The organism is Pseudomonas sp. 10S5, assembly GCF_035019745.1.
GTDB lineage: Bacteria > Pseudomonadota > Gammaproteobacteria > Pseudomonadales > Pseudomonadaceae > Aquipseudomonas.
On record NZ_JASJVL010000003.1, the window covers coordinates 231,146 to 254,033 of the forward strand.

Annotated in this window: 24 protein-coding genes; 16 read left to right on the forward strand and 8 right to left on the reverse strand. The window is 53.4% G+C overall.

The features are described 5' to 3' along the window. Positions 1 to 11 precede the first annotated feature (11 nt). Together mtnC and QN378_RS04265 are read left to right on the forward strand one after the other, a co-directional pair. Positions 12 to 695 carry an acireductone synthase gene (gene mtnC / locus QN378_RS04260; protein WP_322202515.1) on the forward strand — a complete coding sequence of 228 codons (684 nt, stop codon included), beginning with the start codon at positions 12 to 14 and terminating at the stop codon, positions 693 to 695. A gap of 205 nt (positions 696 to 900) precedes the next feature. Next, complete coding sequence (locus QN378_RS04265) at positions 901 to 1,623, forward strand: helix-turn-helix transcriptional regulator (protein WP_322202517.1); 723 nt, start codon at positions 901 to 903, stop codon at positions 1,621 to 1,623. Here the strand turns inward: QN378_RS04265 and QN378_RS04270 are convergent. Beyond that, complete coding sequence (locus QN378_RS04270; protein ID WP_322202519.1) at positions 1,605 to 2,612, reverse strand: hypothetical protein; 1,008 nt, start codon at positions 2,610 to 2,612, stop codon at positions 1,605 to 1,607. The genes QN378_RS04265 and QN378_RS04270 overlap by 19 nt on opposite strands. Before the next feature lie 339 nt (positions 2,613 to 2,951). Beyond that, positions 2,952 to 3,230, reverse strand: coding sequence for a DUF3509 domain-containing protein (locus tag QN378_RS04275; RefSeq protein WP_322202521.1), 279 nt, complete (start codon positions 3,228 to 3,230; stop codon positions 2,952 to 2,954). 440 nt (positions 3,231 to 3,670) lie between these two features. Here QN378_RS04275 and QN378_RS04280 point away from each other — a divergent pair, with 440 nt between their 5' ends. From QN378_RS04280 to QN378_RS04330, 11 genes are all read left to right on the forward strand, one after another. Continuing rightward, positions 3,671 to 4,168, forward strand: coding sequence for an ankyrin repeat domain-containing protein (locus QN378_RS04280; RefSeq protein WP_323547065.1), 498 nt, complete (start codon positions 3,671 to 3,673; stop codon positions 4,166 to 4,168). A 111-nt stretch (positions 4,169 to 4,279) separates the two neighbouring features. Then, positions 4,280 to 4,810, forward strand: coding sequence for a hypothetical protein (locus QN378_RS04285; RefSeq protein ID WP_322202523.1), 531 nt, complete (start codon positions 4,280 to 4,282; stop codon positions 4,808 to 4,810). A 106-nt stretch (positions 4,811 to 4,916) separates the two neighbouring features. Continuing rightward, entirely contained in the window at positions 4,917 to 5,108 is a 192-nt protein-coding gene (locus QN378_RS04290; RefSeq protein WP_322202525.1) for a PLDc N-terminal domain-containing protein, read from the forward strand. Between the two features lie 216 nt (positions 5,109 to 5,324). After that, positions 5,325 to 6,185 carry a polyamine aminopropyltransferase gene (gene speE, locus QN378_RS04295; protein WP_322202527.1) on the forward strand — a complete coding sequence of 287 codons (861 nt, stop codon included), beginning with the start codon at positions 5,325 to 5,327 and terminating at the stop codon, positions 6,183 to 6,185. Positions 6,186 to 6,346: 161 nt separating this feature from the next. Further along, positions 6,347 to 8,434 (forward strand): LTA synthase family protein, encoded by a 2,088-nt coding sequence (locus tag QN378_RS04300; protein ID WP_323547036.1) that lies wholly within the window; start codon positions 6,347 to 6,349, stop codon positions 8,432 to 8,434. A gap of 124 nt (positions 8,435 to 8,558) precedes the next feature. Beyond that, positions 8,559 to 8,795, forward strand: coding sequence for a hypothetical protein (locus QN378_RS04305; protein ID WP_322202531.1), 237 nt, complete (start codon positions 8,559 to 8,561; stop codon positions 8,793 to 8,795). 243 nt (positions 8,796 to 9,038) lie between these two features. After that, positions 9,039 to 9,377 (forward strand): ribonuclease E inhibitor RraB, encoded by a 339-nt coding sequence (locus QN378_RS04310; RefSeq protein WP_322202533.1) that lies wholly within the window; start codon positions 9,039 to 9,041, stop codon positions 9,375 to 9,377. A 446-nt stretch (positions 9,378 to 9,823) separates the two neighbouring features. Then, positions 9,824 to 11,233 (forward strand): circularly permuted type 2 ATP-grasp protein, encoded by a 1,410-nt coding sequence (locus QN378_RS04315; RefSeq protein WP_322202535.1) that lies wholly within the window; start codon positions 9,824 to 9,826, stop codon positions 11,231 to 11,233. A gap of 12 nt (positions 11,234 to 11,245) precedes the next feature. Then, positions 11,246 to 12,205: an alpha-E domain-containing protein gene (locus QN378_RS04320; RefSeq protein ID WP_323547035.1), complete on the forward strand. Its 960-nt coding sequence runs from the start codon at positions 11,246 to 11,248 to the stop codon at positions 12,203 to 12,205. After that, positions 12,202 to 13,008 carry a transglutaminase family protein gene (locus QN378_RS04325; RefSeq protein WP_322202539.1) on the forward strand — a complete coding sequence of 269 codons (807 nt, stop codon included), beginning with the start codon at positions 12,202 to 12,204 and terminating at the stop codon, positions 13,006 to 13,008. The genes QN378_RS04320 and QN378_RS04325 overlap by 4 nt, the downstream gene beginning before the upstream one ends. A 693-nt stretch (positions 13,009 to 13,701) precedes the next feature. After that, positions 13,702 to 14,430, forward strand: coding sequence for an amidotransferase (locus tag QN378_RS04330; RefSeq protein WP_322202541.1), 729 nt, complete (start codon positions 13,702 to 13,704; stop codon positions 14,428 to 14,430). Positions 14,431 to 14,646: 216 nt separating this feature from the next. Here the strand turns inward: QN378_RS04330 and QN378_RS04335 are convergent, their stop codons facing one another. The 4 genes from QN378_RS04335 to QN378_RS04350 form a co-directional block, all read right to left on the reverse strand. Beyond that, positions 14,647 to 15,618: a magnesium and cobalt transport protein CorA gene (locus QN378_RS04335; protein WP_322202543.1), complete on the reverse strand. Its 972-nt coding sequence runs from the start codon at positions 15,616 to 15,618 to the stop codon at positions 14,647 to 14,649. A 139-nt stretch (positions 15,619 to 15,757) separates the two neighbouring features. After that, positions 15,758 to 16,453 (reverse strand): crotonase/enoyl-CoA hydratase family protein, encoded by a 696-nt coding sequence (locus QN378_RS04340; RefSeq protein ID WP_323547034.1) that lies wholly within the window; start codon positions 16,451 to 16,453, stop codon positions 15,758 to 15,760. 127 nt (positions 16,454 to 16,580) lie between these two features. Then, the gene (locus QN378_RS04345; protein ID WP_322202546.1) at positions 16,581 to 16,874 is read right to left on the reverse strand and encodes a DUF6388 family protein; all 294 of its coding nucleotides are present in this window, start codon (positions 16,872 to 16,874) and stop codon (positions 16,581 to 16,583) included. Between the two features lie 442 nt (positions 16,875 to 17,316). Next, positions 17,317 to 18,243, reverse strand: a complete 927-nt coding sequence (locus QN378_RS04350; RefSeq protein WP_323547033.1) for a LysR family transcriptional regulator — start codon at positions 18,241 to 18,243, stop codon at positions 17,317 to 17,319. 72 nt (positions 18,244 to 18,315) lie between these two features. Between QN378_RS04350 and QN378_RS04355 the strand changes: the two genes are divergently transcribed. After that, entirely contained in the window at positions 18,316 to 19,056 is a 741-nt protein-coding gene (locus QN378_RS04355) for a glucose 1-dehydrogenase (RefSeq protein WP_322202550.1), read from the forward strand. Positions 19,057 to 19,152: 96 nt separating this feature from the next. On the opposite strand, the gene QN378_RS04360 is transcribed toward QN378_RS04355, so the two are convergent. After that, complete coding sequence (locus tag QN378_RS04360) at positions 19,153 to 20,049, reverse strand: LysR family transcriptional regulator (RefSeq protein WP_322202552.1); 897 nt, start codon at positions 20,047 to 20,049, stop codon at positions 19,153 to 19,155. Positions 20,050 to 20,148: 99 nt separating this feature from the next. Between QN378_RS04360 and QN378_RS04365 the strand changes: the two genes are divergently transcribed. Continuing rightward, positions 20,149 to 21,012 carry an aldo/keto reductase family oxidoreductase gene (locus QN378_RS04365; RefSeq protein WP_323547032.1) on the forward strand — a complete coding sequence of 288 codons (864 nt, stop codon included), beginning with the start codon at positions 20,149 to 20,151 and terminating at the stop codon, positions 21,010 to 21,012. Between the two features lie 288 nt (positions 21,013 to 21,300). Here the strand turns inward: QN378_RS04365 and QN378_RS04370 are convergent, their stop codons facing one another. Continuing rightward, on the reverse strand, positions 21,301 to 21,891 hold the full coding sequence (locus QN378_RS04370) for an NAD(P)H-dependent oxidoreductase (protein WP_322202557.1): 591 nt from the start codon (positions 21,889 to 21,891) through the stop codon (positions 21,301 to 21,303). Between the two features lie 274 nt (positions 21,892 to 22,165). On the opposite strand from QN378_RS04370, the gene QN378_RS04375 reads away from it, so the two are divergent. After that, entirely contained in the window at positions 22,166 to 22,855 is a 690-nt protein-coding gene (locus tag QN378_RS04375) for a GNAT family N-acetyltransferase (RefSeq protein ID WP_322202558.1), read from the forward strand. Positions 22,856 to 22,888 lie beyond the last annotated feature (33 nt).

Below are 22,888 nucleotides of genomic sequence, written 5' to 3' on the forward strand. Positions count from 1 at the left end.
CCGGAGTTCGAATGCCGATTAAAGTTGTCCTGACGGACATTGAGGGCACCACCAGCGCGGTCAGTTTCGTGTTTGATGTGTTGTTTCCTTATGCCGCCAAGCACCTTCCTGAATTTGTCCGTCAAGAAGCTACTCAGCCGGCCGTGGCGTTGCAATTGCAGGCGGTGCGTGATCAAAGCGCCAAGCCCGGCGCAGACGTTGAACAGGTGATCGAAATCCTCCTGGAGTGGATCGCTGACGACCGCAAAGCAACACCGCTCAAAGCTCTGCAAGGTATGGTTTGGGAGCGGGGCTATCGGGCGGGACAACTTAAGGGCCATGTTTATCCAGATGCTGTTGAAGCATTAAAGCGCTGGCATCAGGAAGGTTATGCGTTGTATGTCTATTCTTCAGGCTCAATTCAGGCTCAGCAGCTAATTTTTGGGTGTTCAGAGGCGGGTGACTTATCTCGATTGTTCAGTGGCTACTTCGATACGACATCAGGCCCCAAGCGCGAGCCTGAATCGTACCGAAACATCACCGCAGCGATTGGCAACCCAGCCGAGGAGATTCTGTTTCTTTCCGATATCGTCGAAGAGCTGGACGCTGCGCAGCAGGCGGGCATGGCCACCTGTGGCCTTGTGCGTGGCAGTGGTGAGTTGATCGGGCATGCAAATGTTGGCAGCTTTGCTGTGATTGATCTAAGCGGATTCTGAAGCCTATCGCCCTCCCTCCGGGTGGGCGGTAATTGTAGGTTGTGCGTTTTTATCTCGTAGGAAGTTTCTCTTTGTCAGGTAAGTAACACCTGTTTGTTATTTCGTGGATTTTTTAAAGTCTTTTACTGTGCAACTCTTGGTCAGCCGCTAAGTTAGGTCTTGGAGGGCACTAGAGCGACAAATGTCGGGGTAAGGGAGAATAAGAATGGAAAGTCTTGATTCATTGAATAACGATTTAAATCAGCTCATTCAACAGATGATTATCAGCATCACAGAGCTTAACGGTGACAAGGCAATCGAAAATGCCCTTGAATGGTTGCGGTGCCAATGTTGCTGTGAGCGCGCCCTGTTTTATCAATTCAAGGGGCCGGTATTGCTAACGTGTATCACGTCGAACGTAGACAGTATCTGGCGCGACCTCTACCGTCATGCACGATTGTCAGTTGATGATCCGGTTGTTCGCGGTTTGCGAGAGTCACCAGGGTTTTTAGAGTGGGACTTGGCCTTTGGCATGCACCCTCCGACGCATGCATTCAAAGAACTAATTGAAGACTATATGCTGATGCCAGGCGCTTCATATGCCTATTCCAATGAAGCTCATGCCAGTCAGGGCGTCATTACAGTTTGTTCACTCAATGCCATGAGCCGTCCCCTCACCGACAACGACCGGTATTTACTAAGCAGTCTCGTGCCTATTCTGCACATGGCCGGAAGAGGCCGGAAATTTCATACCAAAGCGCTAACCGAAAAAGAGCTTGAAGTGCTCAAGTGGGCGCGGGCAGGCAAAACAGCGTGGGAAATCGGGGTCATCCGAGAGATTTCCGAAGCTACAGTGAAGTACCACTTCAAAAGTATTTATTCCAAATTGGGCGTTTCAAATCGGGCGCAAGCGGTGGGGGAGGCGCTGTATCAAGGCATTCTCAAATGATTGGTTTCGGGGGCTGGCGCAGCAGCAACCCCTGGCATCAACAGGTCGATGTGGTAACCACGACGCCCATCACCCACAGCAACATGCATTCCCTCTATGCCTTCATTGAGTTGCGAGTTAATCCGGTAGTCGATGGTAGCAGCAATACTGGCGTTGACCCCGAACGCACATTCAGTCAGATGCAGGCCGCGTGGACCCGTGGCCTCGTTTAATAGCGTGCAGTAATCGCGACCAGCTACTGTGAATGATTGAACTAAATTGTCCTCTATGATTGCAGTGGCGTGGTGAAGTGCAACAAGATTTGAAAGTGCAGTCAGGGAGGTAATCAGCTGGGCTGGAATCGATGAGTCGTGGTAACCCCGCGCCAACAAAATACCGGCGACTCGGAACGTACCGTTCAGGTTAAAAGGTCGGGGCGCGTCAGGGTCCATATGGGTGTAATGAACTTCGAGGAGTTCCGCCAGCGGGAAGATGAAGCTGTCGTGTGCGGCCTGAACATCCTCTTCAATCATCGCGTAAGGTGCGACGTCTTTGGCAATGACTAGATAGCCGAGCGTGTTCGGCCCGGTAAGGATCAGCGGTTCGTTTTTATCGAGTAACAATAGCAGTTGTTCTTGCTGACGCATGGCCAGCTGGTAATCGGTGACGCACATTTGTTCGAGGGTATAAATCACGCTTTTAAGCGTGGGATCGAAAGCGTGAGCTTGAGTGTAAATGGCCCGTCCTGAATTCCCGGCCGCCGCGCATTTTAACAATGATTCGGTGCCTGCTCTGCTAAGCGTAATACACACACTGTTTATGGGCATTTTCTCCAATTCGCTTATCAATCGGGCATTAATACGATGTCGTTGTGCATGGGTAATCAATTCAATGGAATCGGTGAGCAACGTGATGTCGGTAGAATTAAAGAATTGTTCAAACTGTTCGGTTAGCTTCATGGTTAACTCCATCGCATTAAGAAAACTTGCCGCAGCAACAAGCTCCGGCAAGTTCTAACTTACTTTCGGTTGTTACCACTTGGTCAGTGGGTAGAAACCGAACGAATTTTGCTGCGATGGTTTAACTCGATTGAGGGTGGAATTATTCATGATGTCGTTCTCCATAATGATCAGGCGATAGGCCTGACGAGAGAAACGGTATGACGAATTTCTGTGGAATAAAACTACCCTGACAGGTAGGTGATAACCGCGGCAGGAAGGTATTAACTATTGCCTGAGGCCGTTCAATGCGATGGTCTGTGCGCCCGAGTGGGAAGTAGATGTCCAAAGCCCTAAGAGCTGGGTCTTAGGGCCTTTTATAATCAGTTCGCGGGTACCAAACTATTTGACTTAACGGGTGTGGTAAGTCGGCAGATCGAAACGGTGTTGGCTTTGCAGCATCGAAATCGCGGGAAGTTCGCTGGCTTGCGCGGCCAAGTCACGACGAATCGCACTGATCACCCAATCCAATTGAACGGGGGTGTGCAGTTGGGCATAGGTCACCGAGCGGCGAATTTGTTTACCTTCAGTGTTGCGTAGGGTGAGTAAGACGCCCCCGTCAGGGCGTAATTGAGTAGTCACCTCGAATTCAGAAAATACGGATGCAAATTTTTCTTGGATAAAAGTCATGTCTTGGCTCCGTTGCTCAATGGGTAACAAGCTTGGGAAAGCCGTTGCAGTGTCTGTGCCAGCATTCTGATATCTAACATAGCTATATAAATCAAACACTTAAAAAAATCTATGATTGTGAGTTTCGTGCAAATTGCATGAGTGGCCATCGGGCATCCTGCATTTTGCGGATAATACGCCGGGTTTTATCGTGTTGCTGAAGCCTGCTGGGCAAAATCAAATTGAGGCGATGCAACATTCAGAGAAAGGATGACTCAACATTATGTGACGTTTATTAAGTAGAGCGTTGATCCTATTGAGACTCTCTATCGCCTGTATACGTTGACCCTTAGCCAGCAGCTCAGGAGACTGCAGGTATCCGATCTCTACCACAGGCTTTTTATAGCGTGTATTCAAGGAGTAGCACCGTGACTGACGATTTCAAACCTACTGCTCAGCAAATGACCGATGATGAAGCCTTAGAATTTGCCGAGCAGGTTTTCGACCTGGCTCGAAAGGGCGATGCGAGGATGTTGGGCTTGTTATTGGAGAAGGATCTGACACCTAATTTGCGCAACCATAAAGGTGACACCTTGTTGATGCTTGCCAGTTATCACGGACATCTAGAGGCTGTCCAGGTGTTATTGGCCTTTAAGGCTGACCCGGAAATTCGAAACGACAACGGGCAAAGTCCTATTGCTGGTGCGGCCTTCAAGGGTGACTTGCCGGTAGTTAAAGTGCTGGTTGAAGGCGGTGCGAATGTCGAAGGCGCGTCTGCAGATGGGCGCACCGCCTTGATGATGGCTGCCATGTTCAACCGCACCGAAATCGTCGATTACCTGTTGTCTCAAGGCGCCAATCCCCACGCTCAGGATGCCAAGGGCGTCACACCGCTGGCAGCCGCACAAACCATGGGCGCGGTGGACACGGCTGAATTACTGAGCGGGCTTAGTCGCTAGCAGTTGAGTAAATGCATGGCCATTAGTCGCTATCCATAGAGCCGTGCGCCATTTCCGGCTATCCTGCGCGCCTAATTTTTTGGCTACTGTTGGCCACCTGTCAGGACTTCCATGAAAAACCAACTCATAGAATTAATCAGCAAAGTCAGTTCGGGTTGCATGGAAGCTAATGAAATCGCCCAAGTGGCTGACGAGTCCGAAAGAGCCTACGCGGATCCGCAAGCGTTTCTAGCTGCCAATCCTGACGTCAACTATGACGACAGCTTCCCGTTCCCGCTGGGTGAGTGGATGGTGATAGGAAGTCTGCCGGACACTGTACTGTTCCAGGCTGACAGTTACATGGACCTTTTTGCGCAGATAGTCGCTTCGTTTGGCGACGAGGTAACGTTTAACATCAAACCCAAGCAACTCGCCAAGGTCGAGCCCTTGATCGCGCTAAACCGAATTCAGATTCAGTTAAGCAGCATGAATAAAGATAAGGGTGGTTACGTACTGATGAACCTGAGCCAACCGTTGGACGATGAGCTGCAGGCAGTGCTGGTTTACGGCAACGATCTGGATCGCGTGTTGGAATTGTGCGCAGCGGTCGGGATCGCCGCGGCGCCGTCGTTGGAAGCGCTACGGATTGAGCTCTACGTTTGATAGGTCGGCACACAAGGGTTGTGCCCAAAATAAGAGCTTAGCGAACGGAACCCTCTGACCGCTCAAACATCCTAAGCAGGTAAGCACTTACTTAGGAGCAATAACCATGGGTTCCACTTTTAATGGTCTGATTGGGTTGATCATCCTGGTTCTGGATATCTGGGCGGTCATCAATGTATTGAAGAGTGGCGCCGAAGTCGGGATGAAAATCCTATGGGTGTTGCTGATTTTGTTGCTGCCGGTATTGGGCCTGATTATATGGGCGATTGCCGGACCCAGGGGCAACGTAAGAATCTGATCTGCCCTCGTCCGGTTCGATGCGGGACCTCAGGCGCCTAATGGCTGATGCTGTAAGGCGCATTTTTTTTGTCTGCGATCAGTATCGCCCGCAGACCAAAGGAGGTTCGACCTAACATCGTCCGCAACGTAGAATGCTCGCCTCCTTTCTTAGGGGCGGTGCTTCTTATGAAGCCGCCGCTGTCCGTTGCCACCAGCATTTACCGGGGACTTACCCATGAGCGATTACCAAGAAACATTGTACGAAGGCTATGGCCAGCGCTTTCGTATTGAAAAACTGCTGCACGAAGTTCGCACTGAGCATCAACACCTGGTTATTTTCGAAAACCCGCGCATGGGCCGGGTTATGGCGCTCGACGGTGTGATTCAGACCACCGAAGCCGATGAGTTTATCTATCACGAGATGCTCACCCATGTCCCGATCCTGGCCCACGGCTCGGCCAAGCGCGTGCTGATCATCGGCGGCGGCGACGGCGGAATGCTGCGTGAAGTGGCCAAGCATCGCAGCGTCGAACACATCACCATGGTCGAAATCGATGGTACCGTGGTCGAGATGTGCAAAGAGTTTTTGCCCAATCACTCCAAGGGTTCTTTCGAAGATCCGCGATTGAATCTAATCATCGACGACGGTATGCATTTCGTCTCAACCACCCAGGATAAGTTCGACATCATCATCTCCGACTCCACTGACCCGGTCGGTCCGGGGGAAGTGTTGTTCTCTGAAAATTTTTATCAAGCTTGCCGCCGCTGTCTGGAAGAAGGCGGCATTTTGGTCACCCAAAACGGCACGCCTTTTATGCAGTTGACTGAAGTGCAGACCACTGCGGGTCGCTTGCGTAGCCTGTTTCCGGACTGGCATTTCTACCAAGCAGCCATTCCGACCTATATCGGCGGCGCCATGACCTTTGCTTGGGGCGCGACTAATACCGCCTACCGTAAGCTAACGCTGGAGACCCTGCGTCAACGGTTTGCTGGCAGCGGTATTGTTACGCGTTATTACAATCCCGAGATTCATATTGGTGCATTTGCCTTGCCGCAATATGTTCTGCAGGCTGTAAATAAGCCAAGTAACGACTAAACGGGCTAGAACGTCAGGCTGAAAGGATTGCTTACATTTCAGCCATGGCGCTCTGTAGAAATTTCACAATATTTCGAAGAGTATCGTGCCGCCTATTCGCCCAAAAGGCTCGGGCGCACGCTTTCAATTTACTCCTCGAATCCAACGGATCTAAGAACACCATGGCCAAAACGGACTCCCGGAGTCATCAGCCCACCTCATCACGCCCGCTACAACCTACTGTCAAATCTCACTTGGCTTATACCCTGCTGAGCGGGATCGTGTTGATGGTGATGTACAGTCTGCTGCGCATTGCGCTGCTGGTCTATAACCGTCAAATGATAGGCACGACGCCGGCTTCGACGTTCATGGAGGCCATGGGCAATGGCCTGCGTTTCGATTTGCGCTTGACGGTTTATTTGTTGATCCCGTTACTGTTGGCATTGCTCAGCGCCAGGGTGATGAAATGGCGTGGACTGTTCCGTTTTTGGTTGACCTTGGGCGCCAGTATCACGCTGTTCCTGGGCTTGATGGAACTGGACTTCTACCGTGAGTTTCACCAGCGCCTCAATGGTTTGGTGTTCCAGTACGTCAAGGAAGACCCCAAAACCGTGCTGAGCATGCTGTGGTACGGTTTCCCGGTAGCACGGTATCTGCTGGTCTGGGCTGCCGTGACCTGGCTGCTGAGCCTTGTATTCAAAGGTATCGACCGTCTGACGCGACCGCAACGCACGATGAGCGTCAGCTCCGGAAACAACCGTTCGGTAGCTCCCTGGTATACGCGCATCGGCGTGTTTGTATTGTGCCTAGCGGTCGCGGTAATTGCTTCCCGTGGCACCTTGCGCCAAGGCCCGCCGCTGCGATGGGGTGATGCCTACACCACAAATTCGAACTTCGCCAACCAGTTGGGCCTCAATGGCACCTTGTCGCTGATTGAAGCCGCTAAAGCCTTGAGTTCGGACCAGCACGCCAACATCTGGAAGTCGACGATGCCTGATGCCCAAGCGCAGAAGGTCACCCGCGACATGTTGCTGACTGCCCATGACACGTTGGTCGACGCAGATCAGGCCGCTGTGCGCAGAGACACGGTTCCGCCCATTGAAAACACGCTGCCGATTCGCAACGTGGTGGTGATCCTGATGGAAAGCTTCGCCGGTCACTCGGTGGGCGCTTTGGGCAGCGATGCCAATATCACGCCAAACTTCGACAAGTTGTCGCAAGAAGGATTGTTGTTCGATCGCTTCTTCTCCAACGGCACTCATACCCACCAGGGTATGTTCGCGACCATGGCCTGCTTTCCTAACTTGCCAGGTTTTGAATACCTGATGCAGACCCCGGAAGGCAGTAACAAACTGTCCGGCTTGCCGCAGTTGCTCAGTGCCCGTGGTTACGACGACGTTTATGTCTACAACGGCGACTTTGCTTGGGATAACCAGTCGGGCTTCTTCAGTAATCAGGGAATGACCACGTTTATTGGTCGTAATGATTTTGTTAATCCAGTGTTCTCCGACCCAACATGGGGCGTGTCGGACCAGGACATGTTCGACCGTGGCGCTCAAGAGCTGAAGGCCCGAGAAGGCAAAAAGCCGTTTTATGCGCTGTTGCAAACCTTGTCGAACCACACGCCTTATGCGCTACCTGCAAACTTGCCTGTCGAGCGCGTGACCGGCCACGGTACGCTGGACGAACACCTGACTGCCATGCGTTATGCCGACTGGGCACTGGGGCAGTTTTTTGAGAAAGCCAAGAAAGAGTCCTACTTCAAGGACACCTTGTTCGTAATCGTGGGCGACCACGGCTTCGGCAACGACAAACAGATCACTGAGTTGGATCTGGGTCGTTTTAACGTGCCGCTGTTGCTGATCGGCCCGGGTATACAGGAGAAGTTCGGCAAGCGCAGCAGTACGGTGGGCACTCAGATCGACATCGTGCCAACCATCATGGGCCGGTTGGGCGGGGAATCGCGTAACCAGTGCTGGGGGCGCGACCTGTTGAACCTTCCGGAAGGCGACAAGGGTTTCGGTGTGATCAAGCCTTCTGGCGGCGAATTAACCGTGGGCTATGTCACTGGTGATCGCATTCTGGTCGAGCCCAAAGGCATGCCACCGCTGCTATATCAGTACCAGTTGGGCGCCAAACCCCACGCTGAAGTGATGACTGCTCAACCTGATCAGGCGCAGCTCAAGGAAAAGCTGGAAGCGTTCATACAAACGGCGACGAAAAGTTTGATGGACAACACGGCAGGTGTGAGCGCGGGAAAAATGCGCTGACAGGTCAATAATGAGAAGAGGCCTTGATTGGCCTCTTTTTTTGCCTGCGTCACGGTGGAACGAATGGAGAATCCTCAAGGTCCAGATTGAGTGAGCCGCTTTCGGCTTGGCCAAGGAGACATTGATGAAACAGTGGACCATTACGTATGTCGATAAGGACGGTGTACAGCAGAGCCTTGAGCTTGAGCGCGAGCAACGCCCGAGTAATGAAGACGCAGCTGATTACCTGCGTGAGGTTTTGTTTCCTGTTGCCGATAAGCTTGACTTGAATGACCTTGACGGTCGAGCGCCGGAGCCTACTGTAAAGTCTTTAAAAGCCATGCACAGTGTGCAGATACTCACTGTTACTGAGGCTTACTGAGCGCTCATTCGCTAACGCCTGTTTTGCCATTGGCACAGGCCGTCGATAGGATTACTCTGCAAATGAGGCCGGTGCAGCGTTGCTCCGGCCTCTAAATGTCGACGCCAGGTTTTTCGCTACTTGGCCTTGTCAGCTACATGCTTGATCCCCCGGTGGCAGAGTACCTGTCGCTGAGCGGCCACTGATCAGCGGTCGTGCCGGGAAAGTTGAAACTCTATCTATCGTTGCATAGGAGGACGTTTCATGAGCACAGCCTATCAAGAGGACATCAGCAGTAATGTACTGCGCCGCATGAAAGAGGGCGGTTTCGATTTCGCCAGTATCCATCCCATCGAGTTTTACGCCGTCTTTCCGGATGAGGAACGGGCACGGCAGGCTGCAGGGCAGTTTCGCGGAGAATCGCTCAACGCGCAGGTCAGCGCGCGTGATGACGGGGTTTGGCATCTTCAGTTGAGTAAATTGATGTACGCCACCTATGGCGGCATCGGTGATTTTGAACAGGACTTTCAGACGATGATCACGCCTCTGGATGGTGAGGTCGAGGGCTGGGGAGTCACTCAAGTGATTAAAGGTCTCCACTAACTACGTGTTTAGTATCCCCCTCTTCCGACTGACGCCTCGTCAGTCGGTTTTTTCAATCCAAGCCGCTCATCCGACGCCGTTTTCTGCAACGGAATTAAAAGTTGTGGAAAAAAAAGCCACTCATTGAGTGGCCCAAAGGGAAGTTCGGTTAATAGCTAGTAAAAAATCAAGCCTGGGCGGACACACCACACCTGATGTTCGCTTGAATGCGGGCGATTATCTGCAAACAGACCCTTACTGTGAAATCAACTCTGACTATGCGGGTGATAGCCATTGGCGATGAGACGCGTCCGAATGAAGCGTACTAGTTTTTTTGGGGCGGTTAGTGCGCTGGAATGGTGCGGACTGCATGAAGGGTTTAACCAACTGCTTGATAAGTCAGCGTTTATGTCGATGGCACGGGCTTTGCGAAGACCTTTGGTGTCCGTGGTGACAAGGAGTACGGCATGACTCGCACTTTTTATGATGAAATGTATGACGCTGGCGGCCTAGTGCGCCCGCATTATCGGGAGTTCGCCCGCTGGTTAGGTGAAACCCCGCCCGAGTTATTAGCGCAGCGCAGGCGTGAGGCCGATCTTCTGTTTCATCGTGCGGGTATCACATTCACTCTGTATGGCGATGATCAAGGCACTGAGCGGCTGATTCCTTTCGATACCATTCCACGCAGCATCCCAGCCAGCGAATGGCGCTTCGTCGAGCGCGGCTGTATTCAGCGGGTCAAGGCGTTGAATATGTTTCTCGCCGATCTCTACCACGATCAGCGAATTATCAAGGCCGGGATTATTCCCGCAGAACAGGTGCTGGCCAACGAGCAATACCAATTAGCGATGCAAGGCCTGAATCTGCACCGTGATATTTACTCGCACGTGTCAGGCGTCGATCTGGTGCGTGATGGCGATGGCACCTATTACGTGCTCGAAGACAATTTGCGTACGCCAAGCGGTGTGAGCTACATGCTCGAAGATCGCAAGATGATGATGCGCCTGTTTCCAGAGTTGTTTGCAGCGCAACGTATCGCGCCCATCGATCACTACCCGAACATGCTGCTCGACACCCTGAAAAGCTCCAGCCCTATTGATAATCCGAGCGTGGTGGTTTTGACGCCTGGCCGCTTTAACAGCGCCTTTTTCGAACACGCCTTTTTGGCGCGGGAGATGGGGGTTGAGTTGGTGGAGGGTGCTGACCTGTTCGTGCGCGATGATCGCGTGTTCATGCGCACCACCGATGGCCCTAAAGCGGTCGATGTAATTTACCGTCGCCTGGACGATGCCTTTCTCGACCCGTTGGCGTTTAACCCAGATTCGATGCTTGGCGTGCCAGGCCTTTTGTCGGCCTATCGCTCGGGTAACGTGGTGCTAGCTAACGCTATCGGCACAGGGGTTGCGGACGATAAGTCAATTTACCCCTATGTCACGGACATGATTCGTTTCTACTTAGACGAAGAACCTCTCCTGCAAAACGTTCCCACTTGGCAATGCCGCAAACCCGAAGAGTTGTCTCACGTTCTGGCTCATCTGCCAGAACTTGTGGTCAAGGAAACCCAGGGGTCAGGCGGTTACGGGATGTTGGTTGGTCCGGCGGCTACGGCGGCAGAGATCGAGTCGTTTCGGGCGCGGCTCAAGGCCAAGCCGCACGCGTATATCGCACAGCCCACTTTATGCTTGTCGACTTGCCCGACATTTGTCGAAAACGGCATCGCCCCGCGCCACATCGACTTACGCCCGTTTGTTCTTTCCGGCCGTGAAACCCGGGTCGTTCCTGGTGGCCTTACTCGAGTGGCGCTGCGTGAAGGCTCACTCGTCGTAAACTCGTCTCAGGGCGGTGGAACCAAGGACACTTGGGTGGTTGAGGATTAAGGAAGCCTGCCAATGCTAAGTAGAACTGCCTCGGATTTATATTGGATGTCGCGATACCTGGAGCGAGCGGAAAATCTTGCCCGGATGCTCGACGTCAGTTATTCGCTGTCGCTAATGCCGCAGGACGGGCAAGACGATGGTTTGCATGAAATTGCCATGCCGCTGCTAATTACCGGAACGCTTGACGATTACGTGGAGCGCCACGGTGAGTTGCACGCTGAACGTTTGTTGCACTTCTTTGCCCTTGATGCAACCAACCCGGCCAGCATCTATAGCTGCTTGGGCGCGGCGCGGGCCAGTGCCCATGCGGTACGTGGCCGAATCACGGCGGACATGTGGGAAAACATTAATGCTACTTGGCTGGAGATTCGCGGTATCGCTGATCAGGGCTTGAGCCGTTACGGCATTAGCCGGTTTTGCGAATGGGTCAAGGAGCGCTCCCATCTGTTTCGGGGTGCGACGTATGGCACCATCATGCGCCATGACGCATTCCGCTTTATTCGGCTAGGGACGTTCATCGAGCGCGCCGACAATACCTTGCGCCTGTTGGACGCCCGCTACGAGATGCTTGAATTACGCGGGCACGATACTGAAGAAGTGGCAGACACCACGGCCCATGGTTACTACCAATGGAGCGCGTTGTTGCGGGCGCTGTCGTCGTTTGAAGCCTATACCGAACTGTATCGGGATGCGCCGGGTGCGCGCCAAGTGGCCGAACTATTGCTGTTGCGTGCGGATATCCCTCGTTCGCTACGCGCTTGCATGGAGGAGATTGACGAGACGCTGGCCAGCTTGTCTGGGACCAACGGTCGTCCGGCCCAACGCTTGGCAGCTCAGTTGGAGGCGCGTCTGCGTTACACCGGCATTGATGAGATTCTCGGTGAGGGTTTGCATAAATGGTTGAACGAATTTATTCCGCTGGTAGCCCAATTGGGTAACGCTATCCACACTTCGTACCTGGAGGCTGCATGAGGCTCTCAATTAGCCACGAAACTACGTATCACTATGAAGACCAGGTCCGTGCCAGTATCCAATACCTGCGGCTAACGCCACACGACAGCGAACGCCAGCATGTACTCAGCTGGCAACTGACACTGCCACGCCCGGTGCGCGCGCAGGTAGATCCTTTCGGCAACATCCTCCATGTGCTGACGCTTGATGAGCCACACGAGGCAATTATTATCGGCGCCCGTGGTCAGGTTGAAATCGACGAGAAAACTGAATCCGAACACGAAAGTCAATCGGCGCTGCCGTTCTTGCGTTTTACCCGCCTGACCGAACCCGATGAAGCCATACGTGTCTTTGCCGCCATGCAATGCCAACAGCGTAAAGACCGCACAGCGCTGATCGATTTGATGCATGGCTTGAACCACTACATGACATACACGCCCGGTTCGACTGAAGTCGATACCAGTGCCGCGGAGGCATTCGCCGGCAAAGCAGGTGTGTGTCAGGACCATACCCATGCATTTCTCGCCGGTGTTCGCAGCCTGGGCATCCCAGCGCGGTATGTGTCGGGCTACTTGTATAGCGAAGACAGCGAACACCTCGCCAGTCATGCCTGGGCAGAAGCCTGGATTGATGACGCCTGGTACAGTTTTGACGTTACCAATCAGCTGTCGCGACCTGAGCGTCACTTGAAGTTGGCTGTGGGTTTGGACTATCTGGATGCCTGCCCGGTACGGGGCATGCGCCGCGGCGGGGGTTGCGAGCAAATGCACGCCAAAGTATCAGTTTCGCCGATCCGCGCTACCCAGACGCAACAGCAAAGTTGACGAAGCGGGGCGCCGTATCGGCGCTCCTGTAGTCAATTGGCTTTACAATGAATAACCCAAAAAAGATATGAAGACCTCTGAGCCGGACTAAAGCATCGTCTTGGCACAGCGGCGCATTAGCCGAACAGACGGGTCATGTTCGGCAAGATCAAAACTAAGGTAGTGACGACGACGATAATCCCTGCTTGACGAATTTTTGAATACTTAAACATAGCTGATGCCTTTTGTTGTTATTCCTGAGCGACAAAAGCTCACCGATTATTGAGCACTTTATTAATCGGATAGCTGGCAGAGGGGGTGCAGAACAGGTGTCCCGGAAAGTCCGGCCACTCAAACGCGTGTTATCTTTTTTTTGCGTTCACCTGTTATAAAGGTAACCTTAGAGCCCACGGTCCACTTGACTTAGATTCATTTGGTTTGAATTAGTTTAGTTTTATCCAAAAAAGTAATGAGGCGGATTGCCATCTTTCTTTTCGGCCCTTGCTAGACACGTTTATCATTTTTTCAGCCTACTAGATAGTTGACTACCGTTCGTCCGGGTAAACAATTAATGATTTTAAGCGCGCTTAGGTCGTCGACTCACTGAACACCCTTTTTAGGGGCCATTACACAAATAGCATCGGGGCTTGCCTTGAAGTGGTTATCCGAGGCAGGCTCTACGGCGCGCTATTGCCTTAATCGTTTGGGTATTTTATGTCGTTACGCATCTGCATTTTGGAAACTGATGTCCTGCGGCCGGAGCTGGTCGATCAATTTCAGGGTTATGGGCAAATGTTCGAACGGTTGTTTTCACAGCAGCCAGTTCCTGCAGCGTTCAGCACCTACAACGTCATGCAGGGTGTTTATCCTGCCGATGACGAACAGTTCGATGCGTACCTGGTGACGGGTAGCAAGGCTGATTCATTTGGCAGTGAGCCCTGGATTCAGACGCTGAAAATCTATCTGAGGCGGCGCTTCGAGCGCGGTGATAAGTTACTGGGTATCTGTTTTGGCCATCAATTATTAGCGTTGCTGCTGGGCGGTAAAAGTGAACGCGCAATCCAGGGCTGGGGCGTTGGCACTCATCGCTACGCGCTGGCTCCTGCCACACCGTGGATGACCCCTATTATTGATGACCTGACATTGTTGATCAGTCATCAGGATCAGGTAACTGCACTCCCGGACAATGCTACGGTGATAGCCTCAAGTGAGTTTTGCCCGTTTGCCGCCTACCACATCAATCATCAGGTGCTGTGTTTTCAAGGCCACCCTGAATTTATCCATGATTATTCCCGTGCCTTACTGGACATCCGCCAGCAAGCGCTTGGCGAAGTTCTTTACAGCGACGCAATTGCCAGCTTGGAATTTGAGCATCAGGGCACAACAGTGGCTGAATGGATGATGCGCTTTGTGGCGCATAAAGTTGAGGTCGAAGACGTCTGAAGCGTTTTAGTCATAATGGAAGGTGCGCCGGCGTAAAAATAACGTTGCAGGGATCGTCGAAGGCTGCGACGAATGCCTGGCACCCGGCAGACCAATGCAAGTGTTAATGCAGGCGATCCAGGTATTTCTGTCTGAATCAGTTGGGGGATTATAAGACACTGCACAGGCGGAACTGCTCCACAGGAGTTGCGTCTGTTTAGGTCCTACTGCGCTGAGTTATAACCACCCCGACCGTTTGAAGCTGGCGTATAACCCTACGCACCCTGCCACGATGAACCCGAGCACCGCGAAGTAGCCGTAGTGCCAGCTCAACTCGGGCATGTTCTGAAAATTCATTCCGTAGATCCCGGCGATTGCCGTCGGGAATGCCAAAATGGCTGCCCATGCTGCAAACTTGCGTTGCACGATGCTTTGTCGGGAGGATTCCAGCAAAAGACCAATTTCAATGGTTTGGCTAGCGATGTCTCGCAGGTTGGCCAGATCTTCCATCTGGCGCGTGACATGAATTTCAACATCGCGAAAGTACGGGCGCATATTTTTGTCGATAAACGGAAAGGCCAGTTTCTGAAGTTCTTCACCGATCTCCACCATTGGCGCTACGTAGCGCCTTAATCGCAAGACATCACGCCGCAGGCTATGAATGCTGAGAATATCGGCTTCGTTAAGCACACCACCCACTACGCCATTTTCAAGTACGTCCAGTTCAGCATGGATCGCCTCGGTCACTGGCTGATAGCACTCAGTGACAAAATCCAGCAGCGCATACAACACGAAGTCCTCGCCGTGCTCCAAAAGCAATGGCCTTGCTTCACAGCGCTGACGAACCAGTCCATAGGATTTGGAGTGACCGTTGCGCGACGTGATGACATAACCTTTACCGGCAAAGATATGAGTTTCGATAAATTCAAGTTTGCCGTTCTCGCGGATCGGCGAGTAGGTCACGATAAAGAGCGCGTCACCAAAAGTTTCCAACTTGGGGCGGCTATGTTTTTCGAGGGCGTCTTCGATTGCCAGTTCGTGTAAATGAAACTGACGTTGCAACTTACTCAGTTCCTCAACGTTAGGTTGTTCCAGGCCAATCCAAACAAAATGCCCCGGCTTTGCGGCCCATTCGGCGCCCTCGTCAAGGGAGATATTGGCAACCTTTTTTCCGGCGCTGTAAACCGCAGCAGCAACGACTCGGCCCATGGTGGTATCACTTCTTATTTATAAGTGGCGGTGTATGGACCCTTAGCTTCAGGTGGCCCTCCTGATCAGAGTCAGTAAAGGTTTGCGAGTTCAAGTGCGTTGAAAGCCTGGCGCACGCCAGGCTTTTTCAATCAGGGAGCTATCCGACCACCGAGTGTTGCTGGTCCAGTTTGATGGACTCGTCCAGAGCGTCCAGCAAGGCTTTGCGCACTTTTAATTTGGTTTGCTTGTGAGCGATCATGTTGATTTTCTTTAACTGCGATGCAGCGGCTCGTGCGGTACGTTGCAGATCTTCGGCGCTGACCACTTTATCGAGGAAGCCCGCATCCACTGCACTTTTCGGGTCGAACATTTCGCCATTGATTACTGAGCGATGAAGCGCGGATTTACTCAGACGGTCCCGCGCCAATTCAATGCCGGCATGGTGCATGGTCATGCCAATTTGTACTTCATTCAAACCAATGTTATAGGGGCCGTCGACCCCGATGCGGTAGTCCACCGACAACAGCAGAAACGCGCCTTTGGCTATAGCGTGGCCGGGACAAGCAATGATCACCGGGAATGGGTGCGCCAGCAGTCGTCGTGCCAAACTCGAACCAGCCGTGACCAAATTGATTGCGTTTACCGGGCCGGTCATCATGACCTTTAGGTCATACCCCCCCGAGAGAATGCCAGGTTGGCCGGTAATGATGACCACGGCGCGGTCTTGCTCGGCTTGATCCAGTGCCGCGTTAAAGGCGGTGATCACCTCCGGGGATATTGCATTGACCTTGCCGTTACTCAGGGTCAGGGTGGCGATGCCGTCTTCCAGGCTGTACGAAATCAACTCACTCATGATGCCAATCCTTGTGTTGAAGACGGCTGACGTTACCCACCCGCAGCGCCCAGGTAAAGCGCTATGACTGACTGGTGAGTCAGGGTTGAAGTCGATGTCGTTAAATGCAGACGACAGCCCTGATGACTCATTCCTGAATATCGTTCAACTCACAATATTCCGCCCAGTCCATTCCCAGCGTTTGGGCGACTTGGGTATGCGCTTCGAGACGCATGGCTTTCAACTGCTCAGGGTTTTCTGCGACCAACTGCAATGCCAGCTCCCAAGGTTCGATGCCTTGATCTTCGGCTTCGTCTTCGAACGCCCATTGAGTTTGCTGCTTTTGTTCCTCAGGGCTGAGGTCTTTTATCTCTTCCTGCAGGCCTGGGTTGGTGGTGATGTATTTCGCCAGTGCGGCTTCATTGAAGTCTAATGCGTCCATTTGTTTATCCCTTATGCACATTAACGTCGAGCCAAACGGCAACCGGGCGTAGATTACACCTCAAAGGGCACGGCCGAAATGCGAATGAAGGAAAGGGTGCGCGCATTTTTTGCTATCGAAAGTATTAATCCTATTTGGATATTTAAGCGGGATTCACGTCCCCATAAACTGGAAGCCAGAGTGGAAGACATGTGATGACAAATGAAAAATATGTCGCACTGTTTTCAGGCTTGGCAGTCATTTGGCTTACAACGGCGTGGGTAGTAACTGATATGGCTCGCGCCGTTTGACCCAGTGCAGGAGTTTACCCTGGAAGGTTGAAAACCCTGGTGCCTTCTTCGAAGCCCCAGGGTTTTTGCTATGGAGTTACGAAATATTTTAGCGATGAAGATTGTGCGCCGTGCGGTTTGATCTGCGGGTTCTTGAGGCCCTTTGTTGTCGCTCATCGGTTCCAACAATTCTGCATAAATTCAATGAAAACTCGCAGTTTGCGCGGTACGTGAATTCGGCTGGGGTAGTAGAGATAAAAGGCAGAGACGCTGGGCCACCAAGGTCCGAGCAAGGGCACTAGCTTGCCGCTGTCGATGTCCGGTTGAACCTGCGCTTCGAATGCGCAGCCAATTCCTGCACCGGCGCGTATGGCTTGCATCAGTGTGTCAACGTCATTGGTAATTAGGGGCCCACGGGGTTGGAATGCTACGGCCTGACCTTTGTGATTGTAGTCCCAGCGGTATATTGCGCCGGTTAAACGGATGTTGAGGCAGCGGTGCTGGTCAAGGTCTTCAGGTTTGCGTGGATGTTCACGGCCAAGTAAGTAGCTGGGGGCTGCGACAGTGGCAATGCGATGAGGGCCGCCTAGGGGGACAGCGACAACATCCTGGGCAAGGTTCTCGCCCACGCGTATACCCGCATCGAAGCCGCCTGCGACGACGTCCAATAGGGCGTTATCGCAATGGATCTCCAAGGTGATGTCCGGGTAGGTATCGATAAACGCCAGCAAATGAGGCATTAGCAAAATGTCGGCAGCGGTGCGCGAGAGATTGAGGCGCAGCAGCCCAGTGGGTTTGTCCCGCAACTCGTTGACATCTTCTATGGCTGAGGCCAATGCAGCTAGACCCGGTTGTGCTTGGTGAAGAAATCGCTGACCTATTTCGGTAACTCCGACCCGCCGCGTCGAGCGTTCCAACAGCCGAACGCCAAGGCGCGCTTCAAAGTTACGTAAGGTTTGAGAAAGGGCAGATGGTGATACCCCCATCTGCGCGGCCGCCTTAGTAAAACTCCCGTGTCTTGCTACTTGGGCAAATGCGGCGATACCCGGCAATAGCTCCGCAGGCAGGACGCCATTGTGAAGCAGTGCTTCATACTGCATGCCGTTGGCTCCGCTTATTCAATGATATGACCCAGCCTAACATGGCTGTTCAATTTCACAGGAGCAGTCCTTATGAGTCATTTATCTGGAAAAGTCGCTATTGTCACAGGCTCCTCGAAGGGTATAGGTGCGGCTATCGCTGAGCGCTTGGCCGCTGATGGCGCCAAAGTTGTCGTCAATTACTCACGCAGCGCCGAAGACGCGGATAAAGTTGTGCAACGCATCGTCTCGACAGGTGGCGAAGCCTTTGCGTGCAGGGCTGACATTTCCAATCCGTCGGATATTGCGCCGTTGATTGAGGCCGCAGTCGGGGCGTTCGGGCGCCTGGATATTCTGATCAATAATGCGGGTGTATATAAGCAGGACTCGCTTGAGGCGTTGAGTGCCGAAAGTTTCGATGAGCACTTCAACCTGAACGTACGCGGATTGCTGCTTACAACCCAAGCAGCCGCACGGGTAATGAAGGCCGGTTCGGTTATCGTCAATATCAGCTCGGGTCTGGCTCATAGCCCGTACCCAAGCGTACATGTGTATTGCGCCACCAAAGGCGCGGTAAACACATTGACCCGCTCTCTCGCTATGGAGTTGGGCCCCCGAGGCATACGCGTGGTTGGCATCGCGCCGGGGTTTGTGCACACGGAGGGTAATGCGGAATCGGCCAAAGGCATGGATGAATTCTTTACCGCCAAGACCCCCATGGGGCGTGTGGGTAAACCCAAGGATATTGCGGCATCGGTGGCTTATGTGGTGTCTGAGGATGCCGCCTGGGTGACGGGCAATACCATCGATGTAGCGGGAGGGATGATTTTCTAGCATCAAGCAGCCTTCGGCCTATTAACGGCGTCATCGACTCTAGCTAAGGTCGATTAGGTAATGTCTCTAGTGTGCGGTTTTCAAAATAGCCCGCGCTCAATTGGCCTTAATAAAGTCCACAAATGCTCTAAGGGGAGAGGGCACGTAGCGGCGCCCTGGGTAATACAAAAATGGTCCGGTAAAGTTCTGCCACCAGGGCTCAAGTACTGGTTCCAGTACCCCAACGTCCAAGTAAGGCCGCAGCCAGTCCTCGAATAAGTAAACGATGCCCAAGCCGTCAATCGCAGCCTGTACCGCCAAGTCCACGGCACCTCCCACCCTGACAATCAACGGACCCGTGGGGTCGACGCGGAGAGTTTCGCCGTCACGTTCGTATTCCCAGGGTGGCATCGAGCCGCTGGGAAACTTGCCTCGCAGGCAGGCGTGATCGAGCAGGTCGCGAGGATGTTGGGGCCGACCTCTGGCATTCAGATAGGCCGGCGATGCGGCAGTTGCGAAACGTTGAAAGCGTGGGCCGATAGGAACGGCGATCATGTCCTGTTCAAGTCGCTCATCGTAGCGAATGCCCGCGTCACAACCCGCCGCGAGCATGTCAACGAAGCTCTCTTCGACGATCACCTCCAAGCGGATATCGGGGTAGGCGTGCAGGAACGGCGTGATAATTCCTGGAAGTACCAGTCGTGCGGCGCTGACGGGGACGTTCAGCTTCAGGGTGCCCGACGGCCGTTCGCGAAACTCGTTGACCACATCAAGCGCCGATTCGACCTCGCCCAGTGCGGGGACGATGCGTTCCATCAATCGTGCGCCAGCCTCCGTTGGTGCCACGCTGCGGGTGGTGCGATTGAGCAAGCGCACGCCGAGCCGAGCTTCCATGCGTCGGACCCCGTCGCTGAGACTTGAGGCCGATTTCCCACTCGCACGGGCGCCCTCGCGAAATCCGCCGGCGTTCACCACGGCCACAAACGCCAGCAAGTCTTGAATATCTGTCGCCATTGTTCGCTACTCCGTACAGCCCGTGCCGATTGCACCTGATTATCAGTAGAGTGGTCAATGACTATAGTGGATCTACATACATTGGATGGGGCACACAAAATGAGCGACATCAGCACAGCAGGCACCTATTTACTCGGCGACCGGACAGTTAATCGGATGGGCTACGGTGCAATGCAGTTGGCGGGTCCGCAAGTATTCGGTCCGCCTAAAGACCCGAAAGCGGCAGTCGCCGTACTACGCGAAGCCTTGGCAGCCGGGGTAAACCACTTTGATACGGCCGACTTCTACGGACCGCATGTCACCAACCAGATCATCCGCGAAGCCTTGCACCCCTACGCTCAGGACTTGGTGATCGTGACCAAGGTCGGCGCCCAGCGTGGAGCTGACGCCTCATGGAACCCGGCACAAACCCCAGCCGAATTGACCCGCGCCGTGCATGACAACCTGAGCAACTTGGGTCTAGACGTACTGGAAGTGGTGAACTTTCGGGCGTGGGGCGATATTCACTCGCCCTCCGAAGAGTCCATCGAAGAACAGTTCACCGCCCTGGCCGAATTGCAACGCCAAGGCCTCATTCGCCATCTGGGACTGAGCAACGTCACGGCAACCCAAGTCAAGCAGGCGCAGGGTATCGCCGATATCGTCTGCGTCCAGAACCACTACAACCTTTCCCATCGAGATGACGAACAACTCATCGCCGATCTGGGCGCGCAGGGCATTGCTTACGTCCCGTTCTTTCCAATGGGCGGGTTTACACCGCTGCAATCGGACGTTCTTTCGAGCGTTGCTGTGAAGTTGGGTGCTTCACCGCTGTGTGTGGCGCTGGCCTGGTTGCTGCAGCGAGCGCCAAATATTTTGCTGATTCCGGGGACGTCGTCCGTGGCGCATTTGCGGGAGAATTTGTCTGCGAGTGAGTTGATGATTGGGGCGCAATTGTTGGGTGAGCTGGAGGGGGTGGTTTAGGGGTTGATACATCGTGGCCAGCGTTGCGGCTCGGCGGCAAAGGTCGCGTTTAACTTGGCTCGCTATCGCAGTCCTTGAAGCCTTTGCGGGCAAGCCTTGCTCCTGCCATCCTGAGTCGTAATAGTTTGCTTTCAACCCAAGCAGGCGGCTATCTCTTTGGGATTCCATGCGCTGCGGTTTTTGGGTCAGATGCTTCACTGCAGGCGTAGCCAGTCCTCATACGCAAACGCGTTGAGCAATTGCTGCCTCTCACACGGGAGCTTGGATCCAGCTATCAGGCATCACATTTCAATAAGGCATCCCATTCGCTCGTTGACGTCTCAAAGCCTGCGCATACCATTCAAACTCATCCAGAAATCTGTTCATTTGTTTAGTTGTGCGTTTTTCCTTGGGCTGTCCGTCATCAGCCAAGGCATCGCCGATGTTAGGTATGGAAAACAGGCTGGGTATGCTCGGCATGCCCAATTCTCCCAAGATCATGCGCAGTTGCATGGCGGCTCGCACGCCGCCAAACCTTCCTGCGGAATAACAAGTGATTGCGGAAGGGCGCCACATGTACTCTTCGAGAAAGTGGTCAAGCAGATTTTTCAGCGCTGGCGGGACGCCGTGATTGTATTCCGCGCTCACCAACAGAAAACCATCGGCACGGCGGTAAAGAGTGGCAAGTTGCTCCAGCTCGGCCGGTGCCGAGCCTTTGGGGTATTCCTTATACATGCGGTCCAGCAGAGGCAGGCGAGTCACCATAGGGTCTACGAGAACCGCCTCGTGCCCACGCTTTTCAAGCGCTGCCAAGAGCAAGCGAGCGGCTTTGATGCCTTGACGATCGGAACGCACGGAGCCCAGTAATACAGCGATGGTCAGGGGCGAGGTGTCGGTCATTGTATGGGTTCCTGGATGAGTGAATCGTTCTACGCAATAGATCCAATATAGGCACCAATGGTGCGGCGCGGTAGCGAGCTCCGGCGGCGCCGTTTGATGGCGAGCCGGTAGAGGTGCGCCGTGTTGAGGCGATGCACGGCGGGCCATCCGGCTTTGCCGGGCTTTATTCAGGCGCGGTCAACCGTTGTTAGCGCTAAGAAGCGTTATGATAGACGCCGCCCGACGCTGGCATGATGAGGCCAGGGGCGCCTTGACCTTCGGAGCCCGATACTCGATGTCCATGATCACCCTTTTTCAAATGCCGCCGCCTGAACCCATTAAAGACCAGATATTGAAGATGGTTGTGGACTACCTAACTGACATCAGCATGGTGGCCATCGCGCCGAGTAATCCGCTTTACAGCCTTTATCAATACGGCATCGGCTTCGAGGTCCATCTTTACCTGAATGCAATGGACGGATCAAAAGGCATTCCCGTCGAATTAATCGTGGCGCTGGATGTTGAGGATACTTCTAAGGTCTTAGGTTTCTTGCTGTATTTACCGGTGACAGATGATCCCGATGCCTGCGCCGTGCCATACATGGCCGTGTGTGCGACTCATAGACGTCAAGGCATTGCCCGCTCGATGCTCCAGGAATTGCTCGGTCGGTACCCACACGCTGAACTGGCCTGCACCGCTGCCAAAGTGCCGTATTTCGAGTCTATGGGCTTTCAGGTATTGACCGCCCGCGGCCCACAGATTGTCATGAACACCCGTGATCACGGTACGAGCGGGTTGCTGGCGGTGCTGGACGTCGCACCGATTTATAGCTCGCTGGAAGTTCGGCAGATTCATTTGTATTTGCTGAAACAACACGGAAAAAAAGCGATGGAAGAGGCTGAAAAAAAACGCGACCGACACCTTGATCAGATGACGCGCCAAGCGACGGCGCTTGTGATTGAACGGCGCGCTGCCGTCTTATGATGTGCTACACGCCCGCTGCGCTGCGGATGCTTG